Annotated in this window: 10 protein-coding genes; 2 read left to right on the top strand and 8 right to left on the bottom strand. The window is 39.3% G+C overall.

Going from position 1 to position 14,869, the window contains the following annotated elements; genetic code table 11:
* Window positions 1-23 precede the first annotated feature (23 nt).
* The 7 genes from FE394_RS14520 to ycaO form a co-directional block, all read right to left on the bottom strand.
* The gene (locus tag FE394_RS14520; protein ID WP_319927077.1) at window positions 24-851 is read right to left on the bottom strand and encodes a BPSS1780 family membrane protein; all 828 of its coding nucleotides are present in this window, start codon (window positions 849-851) and stop codon (window positions 24-26) included.
* Window positions 852-936: 85 nt separating this feature from the next.
* Complete coding sequence (locus FE394_RS14515; protein WP_319927076.1) at window positions 937-1,752, bottom strand: BPSS1780 family membrane protein; 816 nt, start codon at window positions 1,750-1,752, stop codon at window positions 937-939.
* Between the two features lie 495 nt (window positions 1,753-2,247).
* A complete protein-coding gene (locus tag FE394_RS14510; protein WP_319927075.1) occupies window positions 2,248-2,640 on the bottom strand; it encodes a hypothetical protein in 393 nt (130 codons plus the stop codon).
* Window positions 2,641-2,782: 142 nt separating this feature from the next.
* Window positions 2,783-3,523, bottom strand: coding sequence for a pyruvate formate lyase 1-activating protein (pflA, locus tag FE394_RS14505; protein ID WP_319927074.1), 741 nt, complete (start codon window positions 3,521-3,523; stop codon window positions 2,783-2,785).
* Window positions 3,524-3,645: 122 nt separating this feature from the next.
* Complete coding sequence (pflB, locus tag FE394_RS14500) at window positions 3,646-5,928, bottom strand: formate C-acetyltransferase (protein WP_319927073.1); 2,283 nt, start codon at window positions 5,926-5,928, stop codon at window positions 3,646-3,648.
* A gap of 54 nt (window positions 5,929-5,982) precedes the next feature.
* Window positions 5,983-6,840: a formate transporter FocA gene (gene focA, locus FE394_RS14495; protein WP_319927072.1), complete on the bottom strand. Its 858-nt coding sequence runs from the start codon at window positions 6,838-6,840 to the stop codon at window positions 5,983-5,985.
* Window positions 6,841-7,165: 325 nt separating this feature from the next.
* The gene (gene ycaO, locus FE394_RS14490; RefSeq protein ID WP_319927071.1) at window positions 7,166-8,929 is read right to left on the bottom strand and encodes a 30S ribosomal protein S12 methylthiotransferase accessory factor YcaO; all 1,764 of its coding nucleotides are present in this window, start codon (window positions 8,927-8,929) and stop codon (window positions 7,166-7,168) included.
* 148 nt (window positions 8,930-9,077) lie between these two features.
* Here ycaO and ansB point away from each other — a divergent pair, with 148 nt between their 5' ends.
* Entirely contained in the window at window positions 9,078-10,121 is a 1,044-nt protein-coding gene (gene ansB, locus FE394_RS14485; RefSeq protein ID WP_319927070.1) for an L-asparaginase 2, read from the top strand.
* A gap of 91 nt (window positions 10,122-10,212) precedes the next feature.
* Here the strand turns inward: ansB and FE394_RS14480 are convergent, their stop codons facing one another.
* The gene (locus FE394_RS14480) at window positions 10,213-13,281 is read right to left on the bottom strand and encodes a non-ribosomal peptide synthetase (RefSeq protein WP_319927069.1); all 3,069 of its coding nucleotides are present in this window, start codon (window positions 13,279-13,281) and stop codon (window positions 10,213-10,215) included.
* 457 nt (window positions 13,282-13,738) lie between these two features.
* On the opposite strand from FE394_RS14480, the gene serC reads away from it, so the two are divergent.
* A complete protein-coding gene (gene serC / locus FE394_RS14475; protein ID WP_319927068.1) occupies window positions 13,739-14,827 on the top strand; it encodes a 3-phosphoserine/phosphohydroxythreonine transaminase in 1,089 nt (362 codons plus the stop codon).
* The last annotated feature ends 42 nt before the right edge of the window (window positions 14,828-14,869 follow it).

Here is a 14,869-nt window from a genome sequence, read left to right as displayed (position 1 = left end):
CATCTATTATCTATAAATTTTTACTAATTTGTATGGTTTTCAGAATATTTTTCTTTTTTATAAAAAACATTGCGATAAAAAGAATAATAGGTTGCCATACACAGTGGTGTAGTGAACAGAAGACCTAATAATAAAGGGATGGCAGAAATAAAAACTAAAAGGTTAATGAAGAACAAGAATAGTAATATTCCTAATAGATTTTTACATATCGCATTTAGACTAACTGAAATGGCTTTTTTTACATTAAAACCATTAAGTATAATTAATGCAGGAGCAAACCAAGAGTATGCTGTAGATAAAAATAGGGAAATTATGATAGAAAATAGAGATAAAAATGATAATGGTGAATCATCTTCAGCGATCATTGAATTAAAATCGCTATGTAAAAAAGAGAAATAAATGTTTCCAAAAACAACTTCATATAAATCATCGCCATCTATAATTGCAGCAAAAGCATGTCCTATAAATGTTATGCCAAAGACAACTAATCCGACTACGAGTAGTGAACTGAATTTATATTTTAAACCATAAAAAAGTCGCTTTATTTTAACTTTTCCGGTTGTTCTTTGTGTCTCACAAACGGAGATAATGCCTGCAATAAATAAAGGTTCTAGTATATTGGAAAGAATAAAAGACAAATAAGGAATGAATGCAAGAACTAAATTAATGGCACTATAAATAATTCCTAGCAGTATCCACATGCCAATTTTAGGAGATATAAAATCCCATGCATCACCTATCGAACCGATAGCAGAGCTTAATTTAATTTCTTGTCCACTAGGAACGAAAATATCGTGAGTTGAGTTATTGGATGGTTTTTCTAAATCTGGTTTGACATTTTGTGTATCCATTGTTTTTTTAATTCCATTATTAATGAATAATAAAAAAGCGCTAGTTATAGCGCTTTTTGCATTATAGATATCTACTCATAAGTAATTAGCTAATTATGGTAGATTTTTCCTCATTTTCTTCTGGAGCATAAAAAATGCTACGGTAGCTTGTATAATAGGTAATCATATACATAGGCATGGTGATAAATAGACCTAATAATAATGGGATTGCGGAAATAAACATTAAGATACCCATTATTAAGAAAAAGAGAAAACCACCAAATAGGTTTTTCTTTACCGCACTCAGACTCATTGAAACAGCTTCAGCAAATTTTAAATCATTAATGATGATCAGAGCAGGAGCAAACCAGCTAAATGCAAGAGCAACCATCATGAAAACGTATAAAATAAGAACTGAGAATAATAAAGTGGAGAGACTACCTAATAGTAATGCCGGATCTGAATTTTCTGCTGATAAAATGAGTTGAAATAAGCTTGTGCCGCCAATAATCGCAGCAGCAATGAAACCAAGTATATAGATACCAAAGAAAAGCCCGCCAACAGCAACTAATGAACCCAGCTTATTTTTAAATCCATAGAAGAATAACTCGATGTCAAACTCACCGGTTATTCGTTGTTTTTCAGCCGCAGCGATGAAACCGGCAACTATTACTGATCCAAATAGCAAGGTAAAGATACCAAGGAAAGGCAGAAACTGTACAGTTATCAGAATAGCTAAGTAAATTAAGCCCATCAGAACCCATTTCGTTGGTTGTGCTTTAAATATCTCCCAAGCACTACCGATCCATTCTGTAGCAGACCCTGCACCAGCGGCACGTCCACCGGGAATGAATGTATTTTTCTCTTTGCTCAGAGAAACATTGTTTTCCCCGGAATTGAGATTTGTTTCTTGATTATCCATTTTTTTTTCCGATTTATCTTATTGAGTGATGACTTTTGAATTGATTTTCCTCTATTACCATCCCATTAATACATGTCTATAGAGAAAGTGGCAGGATTATCATATAAAAATTATTAAGCAACAAGTATTAATTGTAGTTCTTATCAGTGGATTAATATGCAATATATTATGGATATTACTGAATACCTTGAATGAGTTTCTTATTGTACTAAGCTAATTTTAGCTTAATTTCCTGAGATATATTGATATAAGGAAAATTATTTTATTTCTAGTGTGTGATAGCGTGTTTTTGTGGCTGAAAATATCGTTTTTTGATTTTTCAATTTATCTAAATTTTACATCTGGATAAAGTAATAATTAAGATAATATATCTATATTATTATAGTTTCTCCATGTTATCAAAAGGATGGGATAAAAAGGCTATTTTATAATAAATTAGATGAATGAATTGTTGTTTGATTTTTATATTTAAGATATATCTATATATTATATTGGTTATGGTTTCAGACTAAATGTAATTAATACGCCTTTATGATCAGTTGGCCAAACACCTTTTGGTTGCTTAAATTTATCATGAGAAGTTTCTTCAACTCGTTTGCCTTTAACAATGCTGCCAGAAGGACCAATAATAATTGCATCTTGTACTGTCAAACGTGGATCTGAATGGTAAAAAACAAAATCAATACGATCACGTTCATCTGCTTTCGGTGCCCATGCGAGTTTACTGATATCAACATTTACATTGTTTGCCGGCCAAATAAAACCCGGATACGTAACTGGATCAGGATATTTAGCACGATAGGTATCAATATAATCTGCGTTAGTTAATAATTTAATGCTAGTCCAGGGAACAACAGTACCATTGTGATCGAAAATATTTTTTGTCACTGACAGGAAAGATTAGATCGGATTTAGGACATTAAAAAGCTTTTTTCGAAAAAACTGACTTCAAGTTATTGGAAGCCAGTTTTTATTAAGATTAATTGATTGCTTTATTAAGGTTTTGGTGAGAAGAAATCAGAGAATCAATTTAATAAATCACATGATGCCCATAACTACTCAAGATTTCCTTTACTCTGTCCATTGTCTCTTTTGAAGGAGGATGAACATCTTCTAATTTATATTCTTCACCCATAGCAATCCATTTATGCTTACCCAGTTCGTGGTAGGGTAATAATTCAATTTTTTCAATATTCTTCATGCCCTTGGTAAATTCACCAAGTAAATGAACAGATTGTTCATCATCCGACCAGCCGGGAACGACAACATAACGAATCCAGGTTTTTTGATTTCGTTTTGCTAGATAACGGGCAAATTCGAGTGTTCGATGATTGGAAACCCCGACTAGTTTTTGGTGGATTTCATCATTAATTTGTTTTAAATCCAACATGACAAGATCAGTATCGTCCAGCAGTTCATCGATAACAGGATCATAGCGACGAACGAAGCCATTAGTATCTAAACAGGTATGAATACCTTCTGCATGGCAAGCCCTGAACCAATCCCGGACAAATTCAGCCTGAAGAATAGCTTCTCCACCGGAAGCGGTGACTCCACCTCCTGAAGCATTCATAAAATGACGATAAGTGGTTGCTTCTTTTATTAACTCTTCAACTGTCACAGTTTTTCCGCCGTGGGTATCCCAAGTATCGCGGTTATGGCAATAAAGGCAACGCATCAGGCAACCTTGAAAAAACGCGATAAAGCGGATACCCGGGCCATCAACGGTTCCGCAAGATTCAAAAGAGTGGATACGACCAAGTACGGACATGAAAGGATTTCTCCAAAAACTGACAAGCTAATAAAGGCCCCAAGTATTAAGGAGCCTTTAGTGTATGTCATTTTATTTCATCAGAAAATAATGACATTTTGTGGTAACGCTATTCTGAATATTTACATTGTTTGCGTAAAAGTACGGGTGATAACATCTCGTTGCTGTTCTTTAGTCAAAGAGTTAAACCGCACAGCATAACCAGATACACGGATAGTCAACTGAGGATATTTTTCAGGATTTTCCATGGCCTCCATCAGCATTTCGCGATTCATCACGTTGACGTTCAAATGCTGACCACCTTCGATATCTGCTTCATGATGGAAATAACCATCCATTAGACCTGCCAGATTAGCTTTACGCACGTCATCATCTTTACCCAGTGCATTAGGCACGATGGAGAAAGTGTATGAAATACCATCTTTGGCGTAGGCAAATGGCAGTTTAGCAACAGAAGTCAGTGAGGCAACCGCACCTTTCTGGTCACGCCCGTGCATTGGGTTAGCTCCCGGTCCAAATGGTGCGCCAGCACGACGTCCATCAGGTGTATTACCGGTTTTCTTACCGTAAACCACATTTGAGGTGATGGTCAGTACAGACTGAGTTGGAGTCGCATTACGGTATGTTTGCAGCTTCTGGATTTTCTTCATAAAGCGTTCAACCAGATCACAAGCGATATCATCGACCCGTGGATCGTTGTTACCGAATTGTGGGTATTCACCTTCAATGTTGAAGTCAATTGCCAGACCATCTTCATCGCGAACCGGAGAAACTTTCGCATATTTAATTGCAGACAGTGAGTCAGCCGCTACGGACAATCCGGCAATACCACATGCCATGGTTCGCAATACATCACGGTCATGCAGTGCCATCAAGGAAGCTTCATAGCTGTATTTGTCGTGCATATAGTGGATGATATTCAGGGCAGTGACATACTGTTTTGCCAGCCAATCCATGAAGTGATCCATGCGCGCTATAACTTTGTCGTAATCCAGTACGGCGTCTTTCATTGGCTCTTCTTTTGGGCCAACCTGTATTTTCATTTTTTCATCCACACCGCCATTGATGGCATATAGCATGGTTTTTGCGAGGTTTGCCCGAGCACCGAAGAACTGCATTTGTTTACCGACAATCATTGGGCTGACGCAGCACGCAATAGCATAGTCATCGCTATTGAAGTCAGGACGCATCAGATCATCGTTTTCATATTGCAGAGATGACGTATCGATAGACACTTTTGCGGCGAATTTTTTGAAGGTAATCGGCAGTTTTTCAGACCATAGAATGGTCATATTAGGCTCTGGAGATGGTCCCATGGTGTAAAGTGTGTTCAGGAAACGGAAGCTATTTTTGGTTACAAGAGTGCGGCCATCCAAGCCCATACCTGCCAGTGATTCAGTTGCCCAAATTGGATCGCCAGAGAACAGCTCATCGTATTCTGGAGTACGCAGGAAACGTACCATGCGCAGTTTCATGACCAGATGGTCGATCAGTTCTTGAGCTTGTTGTTCAGTCAGTTTACCTGCTTGAATATCACGTTCGATGTAGATATCCAGGAAGCTGGAAACACGACCGAAGGACATTGCTGCACCATTTTGAGATTTAACGGCTGCCAGATAGGCGAAGTAAGTCCATTGTACCGCTTCTTTGGCATTGGTGGCCGGGTTGGAAATATCATAGCCGTATTTAGCCGCCATCTCTTTGATTTGACCAAGAGCGTGATGTTGGTCAGCAATTTCTTCACGCAGGCGAATGGTTGCTTCCAGATCTTCGCCGTTTTCCAGTTTTTCCTGTAATGAAGTGAATTGAGCATATTTTTCATCACGCAGGAAGTCGATACCATACAATGCAACACGGCGATAATCACCGATGATGCGGCCACGACCATAAGCGTCAGGCAGGCCAGTTAGGACACCGGATTTACGGCATTTCAGGATATCAGGCGTATAAACATCGAATACCCCCTGATTATGGGTTTTGCGATATTCAGTAAAAATTTGTTTCAGTTTTGGGTCCAGATCGCGGTTGTAGGCTTTACAAGAGCTTTCAACCATTTTAATGCCACCAAATGGAATAATGGCACGTTTTAATGGCGCTTCGGTTTGCAGACCAACGATTTGTTCCAGATTTTTTATAATATAACCAGCATCATGAGAGGTAATTGTAGACGCTACGTCAGTATCAAAATCTACTGGCGCATGAGTACGGTTTTCGATTTTGATACCTTCCATGACTTTTTCCCACAAAATATCTGTCTCTTTTGTGGCGCCTGCAAGGAATGATTCATCGCCTTCATACGGAGTATAGTTTTCCTGGATAAAGTCACGAACGTTGACTTCATGTTTCCAGCTACCCTCGTTAAAGCCTTGCCATGCTACAGAAAATTTTTCATTTAACTCGGACATGATACTTCTACCTTTTAATAGTGGAACTTTTAAGAAATCTGGCATGGTGGCTAGTTAACTCGTTCTGCCACCACGTAAATACATAAACCAATACGTCAACCCAACTAATACCGCACCACCAATAATGTTACCTATCGTCACGGGGATCAGGTTATCGGTAATAAAGTTTGAAACGGTGAGTTGAGGAAACTGTTCGGGGGTCGCTCCTACTTGTGCCCAGAATGTCTCTGGCGCGAAGTTTTTGATGATGATCCCGAACGGAATTAAAAACAGGTTAGCAATACTGTGTTCAAAGCTACTGGCGACAAACATACCAATTGGCAGTATCAACGCGAATAATTTATCGATCAGACTGCGTCCCGCATAGCTCATCCAAACGGCCAGACAGACCATCAAGTTGGCTAAAATACCTAAACATACTGCTTCAATAAAGGTATGGTGCATTTTATGATCCGCAGTCTGTAATACATTCAGCCCCCAAGCTCCATTGGCAACGGTATATTGGCCGGAGTACCAGATTAAAGCCACGAAAAACAGTGCGCCAATCAGATTACCGATATAAACGTTAAGCCAGTTTGTCAGCATCTGTGACCAAGTAATACGCCCTGTCGCTTTTGAAATGATTGTCAATACGGTGGATGTGAAAAGATCGACACCGCATATAACTACCAGCATCAAACCAAGAGAAAAACAGATCCCACCCGTTAATTTTGCCAGTCCATAAGGTATGGAAGATGTTCCTGTCGTTGCTGTAATGTAAAAAACAAAAGCAATGGAGATAAACATACCTGCCATGATTGCCGATAAATAAGTCACTGCGGGATGTTTATTGACTTTATATACACCACTATCATCAGCGATTTGTGCCATTACAGCAGGTGAAAATAAATTAAAAGGGTTGTCAGTTTTCATCCTAACACTCTCTTTATCCTTAATTAATTATAGCACGCAATGATAGTAACAAATGGACATTGGCCTGAATTTGATATAGATCATGTTAGACTAAAAATCCGATGGATTATGGCAGTCTAAATGCCAGAATTTTATTTTAATGAATTGATTTATAATGAAAAAATATTTTTTAAAATTTATAAAAATATTTTATATAAGGACTTTTGGAAGGTTAAGGCATAAAAGTAAAATAACAGGCTAAATTGTCATTTATTTGTTGTTTTAAAATAAATTATATTTAACCTGAATTTTACTTTTTATCATCAATAAACTTTAACGTAACGGTTTATTTATTTGCCCAAAAACCCCGTTTGGCTTTTTGCAGTTTTTCATAGGCACTCAATAATGCCTGATGTGCTGGTAATGCTTTTAACTCTGAATCGATAGACCACAGACCGTGGAAACAGTTTTCTCCGGCAATGGCGGCTGAGGCTGCATCGATAGTATCTTGGCCGTACATTTTAACAAATGCTTGATAATACTGTTCTGGTTTGCGGTCTTCTTCTTGGGTCAACAACAGCAATGTTTGCAGGCAACGGTAATAATTAGCTCGTTCACCAGTGAATACAGAGGAATTGAAGTCCTGTGTCCATTCAACCCAAATCAGCGCTTGCTCCAGATCGTTACCCGCCAGTGCCAACATGGATTTTAATTCACCGATACGCAGATTGCTCCAGCCGTTGTCCTTACCTACAGCAATTCCCAATAATTCACGAACACGAGTGAAATCATCCAGCCCTTCATCATCCAATTGCACGAGGAAAGCAAGATACTCTTCTGGCTGCCATTGACTTTCTGGCAATGCCAGAATTGTGTCTCGCAGATGAGTTCCCATGGTGTTATTGGCGATGTGCAGATCTTCAACCGGATAAATATCAGACATTCCCGGAACCAGAATACGGCAGGCGTAAACGCCAAGATGCTCGTAATCAGTAATGTAAACTTCAGCATCCAGTGTATTGAAGATACCCATCAGGGTAGAGAATTCTTCCTCTGTCGTTCCGCTGAAATTCCAGTCAGCAAACTCATGGTCGGCATCTTGTTTGAACAGATCCCAACTGATTGCACCGCTTGAATCAATAAAGTGAGTTTCCAGATTAGTATGCTCAGAAACTTCTTCATCATCGAAACTTGGTGGAGTAAAGACGTCCAAATCTTTCAGACTACGGCCTTGCAGTAATTCGGTAACGGTACGCTCCAGAGCGACACCAAAATCCGGATGGGCACCAAAAGAGGCGAAGCAAGTTCCATTGTCAGGGTTGAACAATACGACACAAATAACGGGGAACTGGCCACCGAGTGAGGCATCGTAGCAGTAAAGCGGGAAGCCTTCTTCTTGTAATTTATTTACTGACTCAACCACGCCAGGATAGCGATTCATAACGTCTTGTGGAATTTCAGGCAAGCTGATGCATTCTGCAATAATACGGTTTTTCACATAGCGTTCGAATACTTCAGATAATCCCTGAACACGTGCTTCGTTCATGGTATTACCGGCTGACATGCCGTTTGAAACATACAAGTTTCCGATAATATTCATCGGAATATAAACAGTTTGGTTATCTGACTGGCGAGAAAACGGTAATGCGCAGATCCCTCGCTCTTCATTACCCGATTGCAGATCAATCAATTGGCTGGCACAGAGTGCATTATCTGGATCGTAAAAACGATGCAGATGTTCATCTAAAATACCTTCTGGCAGGGAATCATCCTCTGGTAAAGGAAACCATTTTTCATTTGGATAATGAACAAAATCACCATTGGCAATGGTATCGCCGAGGTAAAAATCAGCGAAGAAATAGTTTGTCGATAGACGCTCAAAATATTCTCCCAAGGCAGAAGCCAATGCTGCTTTCTTGCTGGCTCCCTTGCCGTTGGTAAAACACAGCGGACAGTCGCGATCGCGGATATGTACTGACCAAACATTCGGAACAGGGTTCAACCATGAGGCTTCTTCGATATTAAAGCCAAGAGATTCTAGTTTGTGCTGGAAACGATTAATGGAGTCTTCCAATGCGGCATCTTTGCCTGGGATATAGGTCTGCGTCATCGCTGTTCACTTCAATTTGTGTTAAAGGCCACATATCATACGGCGTTTTTTTTGTCTGCTCTATCAATTCCCAAAAATTATTGTTAATTAGAGTTTCTTTATTCCTGCTTTACATAATAAAATAGCTTTTTTTACAAGAGGTTGAATAATGAAAAAGACTAAAATAACAGCAATCGCCGGTTTTCTGGCTTTAGTTAGTGGTTCTGCATTTGCTTTACCAAATATTACTGTTTTAGCGACAGGGGGAACAATTGCCGGCGGTGGCGAATCTGCTACTCAATCCAGCTATACTGCGGGAAAAGTAGGTATTGATGCGCTGCTGAATGCTGTACCTGCTATCAAAAACATTGCTGACCTGAAAGGTGAACAGGTTGTCAGCATAGGTTCTCAGGACATGAACGATCAGGTTTGGCTGACTCTGGCAAAAAAAGTCAATGCAGACTGTGACAAAACTGATGGTTTTGTTATCACTCATGGCACTGATACTATGGAAGAAACCGCTTACTTCCTCGATCTGACGACTCAATGCCAGAAGCCTATCGTTATGGTTGGTGCAATGCGCCCATCTACTGCGCTGGGTGCTGATGGTCCATTGAACCTGTACAATGCCGTTGTTGTTGCTTCTGATAAAAACTCTGCAAACCGTGGTGTTCTGCTTGCTATGAATGATTCTGTTATTCATGGTCGCGATATCGGTAAACTGAGCACAACTGAAGTTCAGGCATTCCAGGCTGTAAACGCGGGTGCACAGGGTTTTGTTCACAACGGTAAAGTTAAGTATTACTCTTCTGCGGTAGTCAAAGCTAACAGAACTACTTTTGATGTTAGCAAATTAGACAAACTGCCAAAAGTTGGTATCGTTTATAACTACTCCAACGCATCTGACCTGCCAGTAAAAGCCTTTGCTGAAAATGGTTATCAGGGCATTGTCAGTGCAGGTGTTGGTAACGGTAACATCTATACGTCTATTCTTGACTCTCTGGCTAAAGCCGCTAAAGAAGGTGTTACTGTTGTCCGCTCCAGCCGTATTCCTTTTGGCTACACTACCCAGAATGCTGAAGTTAACGACAGCAAATATGGCTTTGTTGCATCAGAGCGTCTGAATCCACAGAAAGCCCGTGTTCTTCTGCAACTGGCTCTGACTCAGACTAATGATGTAGAAAAAATTCAGGAAATGTTCAGCAAGTACTAATTTTTGATATTAAGTACTTATTCCTGATATAGAACAACAGAAAGATGCGTTTAATGCATCTTTCTGTTTTTTTTAGTTAAAAAACGATACCTTATGACAGGGAATCGTTTTGTTTCCAATAGGAGATATAAAGTTCCAGTAGGTGATTGTTCATAGGGGAATAGAACTCATGCTTTCCTTTTAATGCCGATTCTGTATTTTTTGTATCATATACAGGCATATTTCCATACAATTCCCATCGGGTGAGTTGTTCATAAACCTTTTCGGATAACATAGGTAATAATGGCATTAATGGATTATCTTCCAGAGTCGGATCTGCTTCCAACTTCTCCAGCCATTCGGAATAATGCAATCCTTTAAGCGGATAACCACATTGATTAAGTAATTCAAAAAATGAGTTCATATCGATGGATTGTTGATTATCAGGCGTCACCAGATGATATGCTTTTCCTAATCCACTATTATCCTGAGAAATATTAAGCAAGGCTTGACTGATATAATTAACCGGAACAAATTCTTCCCGTTGATTATTTAATAATGGATAAGCATCTATCTTTATACAACCTTGTACCAATCGGGCAATAAAGTCCTTCGGATTACTGGCTCCTGTCAAACTGTCTCCCATAATAAAACCGGGACGATATACCGCAAGCGGAATACCTCTGTCTCTGGCTTGCCATATTATCCGTTCAGTAACCCATTGGCTTTGTGAATATCCTGAATCATATTTTAGCCCATTCAAATAAGGCATGATATCGTCGTCTTCATAAATTTTGGTGACAGATGAAAATAATTTAGCAGGGCCAAAAACAGCAGCTGTAGATACATAGTGCAAAGGTTTTACTTTCTTGCTAACTGCGAAATGCAGCATATTCAGTGTTCCTGAAATGTTTCCAGAATAATGTGCTGAGTATGGCTGAATATAATTTACATGTGCCGCCAAATGAAAAATAACATCACACTCAACAGAAAGCTGTTCATAAAGTTGTTGGTTCAGAGCCAACAGAGGTTTTGAGAGATCACTGGCAATAACGTGTAATCGAGAAAGGAATTCCTCTTTCCATAGACCATATTGATTCAGATTATATTTCACTCGCACTAACGCTGAATCATTATTGTGAGCACGTACCAGACAAACAACCTGATTAATTTCGGTTTTTGCTAAAAGATCACGTAAAAAGAAAGCACCTAGAAATCCAGTAGCACCGGTTAAGAGTACTCTCCCTGTTTTTGGTGTCAACCATGGCTGGAGTGGTTGGGACAGTGGCTGAATATCTGAAGGAAGTAAACTGTCCTTAAGCATAATTGCAAGTAAATCCGAGGATTCTTGTTTATTTTGTTGAAGGTTTTTTACTAATTTTCGTGGTGTGGGGGCATCATATAAAATCTGAACTGGCAAGTGACACTGCATCTTGCGCGCGATTTCAATAATAAGTCTGGAAGCCTGTAATGAACTCCCTCCTAGCTGGAAGAAATCACTGTCTAGCGTAATATCATACCTGTCTAAGGTTTTCTGCCAAATATTTAAAACAACGGACTCTTCTTTACTCATTTTTGTATCGGATTGAGATAACCTTTGTTGTTCCTGATACTTTGAGTATTCTGTCAGTAAGCGTAATCTATCAATTTTACCGTTATTGGTAAGAGGGATATGCTCGACAACAGTGAGCCGAGGCACCATATAATCAGGCAGAGAGAGATTAATCCATTGGAGTAGCGCTTGTTTCGAAAAGGTCTTTGGATCTTTAGGAACGATAAACCCAACGAGATAAGGTTCTATATTCTCTTTTTTTACCACAGATACAGCGGTTGATTTCAATAGTTGGCTTTTTAGCAGTTGAGCTTCAATTTCTTCAAGTTCGATACGATGACCCCGTATTTTTATCTGATTATCGACTCTCCCCGCATACATAAAAATGCCATCAGGGCGCTGCCAGCCTAAATCACCTGTTCTGTATACTCTTTTAAATTCATTATTCTTTTTAATATCAACCATCATAAAACGCTGAGAATTAATTTCCGGGCGATTCCAATAACCACGAGCTAATCCCTCTCCGCCAAGGCATATTTCGCCTATTTTACCCGGGGCAACAAGCTGTTGCTGATCATCCAAAATATAGATCTCAGTTTTATCAATGGGTTTCCCAATTGGCACATTATCTTCTTCTGTCAATTGATCCAGCATGATCTCATAGATTAGAGCAACGGAGGTACTTTCAGTCGGCCCATAACCATTCATTAAATGTTGTGGAGGAGATGATTGTAAAACTTTACGCAAGGTATAAGGATTTAAGGCCTCTCCTCCGACAATAAGATAACGTAGGCCACGGAATGCCTGAGGACAACTATTAGCAACTAAATTGAATAAAGCGGCTGTAATTATCATCAAACTCACCGAGAATTGTTCTAATGTTGCTTTAAAAAGATAGGGTTCAACAACTATCTTTCTCGGAATAATGACTATTGAGGCTCCATTTAATAATGCTCCCCATATTTCAAATAAAGAAATATCAAATGTAGTATTAGCAATACAGGCGATTCTATCAGTATTTCTCAAGTCTACATAAGTTGGGTTGACTACGAGGCGAATAATGCTTTTGGCTTCAATTTCAACCGCCTTAGGTATTCCTGTTGTACCTGACGTGAAAAAAATATGAGTCCGATGATTTTTTCCACGATGAACATTAGAGAGATAAACAAACTCTGAAGTTTCCGGCACATCTTGATCCATAATGACAAAGTTTGTCGATAAGGCGCGCTCTTTAGATTGAATATCGGTTAATGTCAGATTTATTTGTAAATCTTGCAGCATAAAACATAACCGCTGATCAGGCATAGTAGGATCAAGGGGAACGCAGCTTCCGCCTGCGAGTAAAATAGCAACTTGGGCAATGATATGCTCAATTCCGGGCTCCAATAAGATTGCTACAGGCGTTTCATGCTGTACGCCCATTTTATATAAATGTACTGCCAGTGATTGTGCTTTCTTAGTTAACTCCCGATAATTTATTGTACGTTCTGTGGTAGTTATTGCCGGATGTTCAGGATATTCCGTGGCCTTCTGTATAAAAATATCAATTAAACTAAAGTTGGTAGATTCTTTTGGTTTTTCCTCTACGAGTTGGGAGTCAGAGACAACTTCTATGTGCTTTTCAATCATTCCTATATCCTTATTATATCAATAATATATTGATGTAACCAATAATGTGACTTATGGACGGTTTTATTTTTTATATTTTCTTTTAGATATAAAATTTATCAGTGAAGTTGAATTTAATTATCCCATGTATATGGAAGTCAGTATCCCTTTTATTAACTTCTGCCGTTTATATTAATTAATACCCTATTGAGGTGCTTTATATATGAGACTTTTATTGACGGATATTTATACGGCGTGGATTGTTTTTTAAATATATCTTTAATCTTCTCTATAATTTCAACCAATATCATCATGATTTTCTTATTGATCTTTTAATATACAGATTTTCAATAACACGACCTATCAGTAAGTTATACAGTTGATTACAACAATCTTTTAATAACCATTGCAGCGGCAGGGCTGGAGTGATAAAACCAATGTATCCGGTTTTATTGTATCCATTGATAGGGTGAAATTAATGAATCAGGTATATAATTTCAGCGCTGGCCCAGCCATGTTGCCAGCAGAAGTATTACGTCGTGCAGAACAAGAGCTTTGCAATTGGCATAGTTTGGGGACATCTGTGATGGAAATCAGCCACCGTAGCAAAGAATTTATGGCGGTTGCGGCTGAAGCAGAAAAAGATCTACGAGATTTATTAGCAATACCTGAAAATTACAAGGTGCTGTTTTGTCACGGCGGTGCCCGGGGTCAATTCTCAGCGTTGCCACAGAATCTATTAGGTGACAAATCGACAGCAGATTATATCGTTAGTGGTTATTGGTCTGAATGTGCTGCGAAAGAAGCAGAAAAATATTGCACACCAAATGTCATTGATATCAGGACAATAACGGATGGTGTAACGAGTGTAAAACCGATGAGCGAATGGGCCTTGAGCAGCGATGCCGCCTATGTCCATTATTGCCCTAATGAAACCATTGAAGGTACTGCAATTTTTGAAGAACCTGATTTTGGTGAAGATAAAATTGTGGTTGCTGATTACTCTTCAACGATCCTTTCTGCACCTATCGATGTGAGCCGCTATGGTGTCATTTATGCCGGAGCGCAAAAAAACATCGGGCCTGCGGGAATCACAGTCGTCATTATTCGCGAAGACCTGCTGGGCAAAGCACACGTGCATACTCCATCCATTCTGGATTATACCGTGCAGGTTAAAGCTGATTCTATGTATAACACGCCGCCGACATTTGCATGGTATCTGTCTGGTATGGTGTTCAAGTGGCTGAAAGAGCAGGGCGGATTACAAGAAATCAGCAAACGTAATCTTGCGAAAGCAGAACATCTCTATCGTGCGATTGATAACAGCAAACTGTATATCAATCGCGTTGCTCCTCAAAACCGTTCGATCATGAACGTCCCATTCCAACTGACTAATCCGGCGCTGGATGGTAAATTTTTGGAAGAGGCCTATGCACACGGACTGCATGCGTTGAAAGGGCATAAAGTCGCAGGTGGTGCCCGTGCTTCCATTTATAACGCCATGTCTTATGAAGGTGTTAAAGCATTGGTTGAGTTTATGGCTGATTTTGAACGTCGCAACGCATAACGCATAATGTTGTCATCATCGGGAGGGAGACCCCCTCCTGAT

The organism is Xenorhabdus littoralis (genome assembly GCF_033949345.1).
Classification (GTDB): domain Bacteria; phylum Pseudomonadota; class Gammaproteobacteria; order Enterobacterales; family Enterobacteriaceae; genus Xenorhabdus; species Xenorhabdus littoralis.
This window is presented reverse-complemented; position numbering and strand designations above follow the sequence as displayed.

What these genes read in the sequence shown, in the direction of transcription:
- FE394_RS14515 (WP_319927076.1), bottom strand. Translation starts at nt 1,752, where the DNA reads ATGGATAATCAAGAAACAAATCTCAATTCCGGGGAAAACAATGTTTCT.
- pflB (WP_319927073.1), bottom strand. Translation starts at nt 5,928, where the DNA reads ATGTCCGAGTTAAATGAAAAATTTTCTGTAGCATGGCAAGGCTTTAAC.
- pflA (WP_319927074.1), bottom strand. Translation starts at nt 3,523, where the DNA reads ATGTCCGTACTTGGTCGTATCCACTCTTTTGAATCTTGCGGAACCGTT.
- serC (WP_319927068.1), top strand. Translation starts at nt 13,739, where the DNA reads ATGAATCAGGTATATAATTTCAGCGCTGGCCCAGCCATGTTGCCAGCA.
- focA (WP_319927072.1), bottom strand. Translation starts at nt 6,840, where the DNA reads ATGAAAACTGACAACCCTTTTAATTTATTTTCACCTGCTGTAATGGCA.
- ycaO (WP_319927071.1), bottom strand. Translation starts at nt 8,929, where the DNA reads ATGACGCAGACCTATATCCCAGGCAAAGATGCCGCATTGGAAGACTCC.
- FE394_RS14520 (WP_319927077.1), bottom strand. Translation starts at nt 851, where the DNA reads ATGGATACACAAAATGTCAAACCAGATTTAGAAAAACCATCCAATAAC.
- FE394_RS14480 (WP_319927069.1), bottom strand. Translation starts at nt 13,281, where the DNA reads ATGATTGAAAAGCACATAGAAGTTGTCTCTGACTCCCAACTCGTAGAG.
- ansB (WP_319927070.1), top strand. Translation starts at nt 9,078, where the DNA reads ATGAAAAAGACTAAAATAACAGCAATCGCCGGTTTTCTGGCTTTAGTT.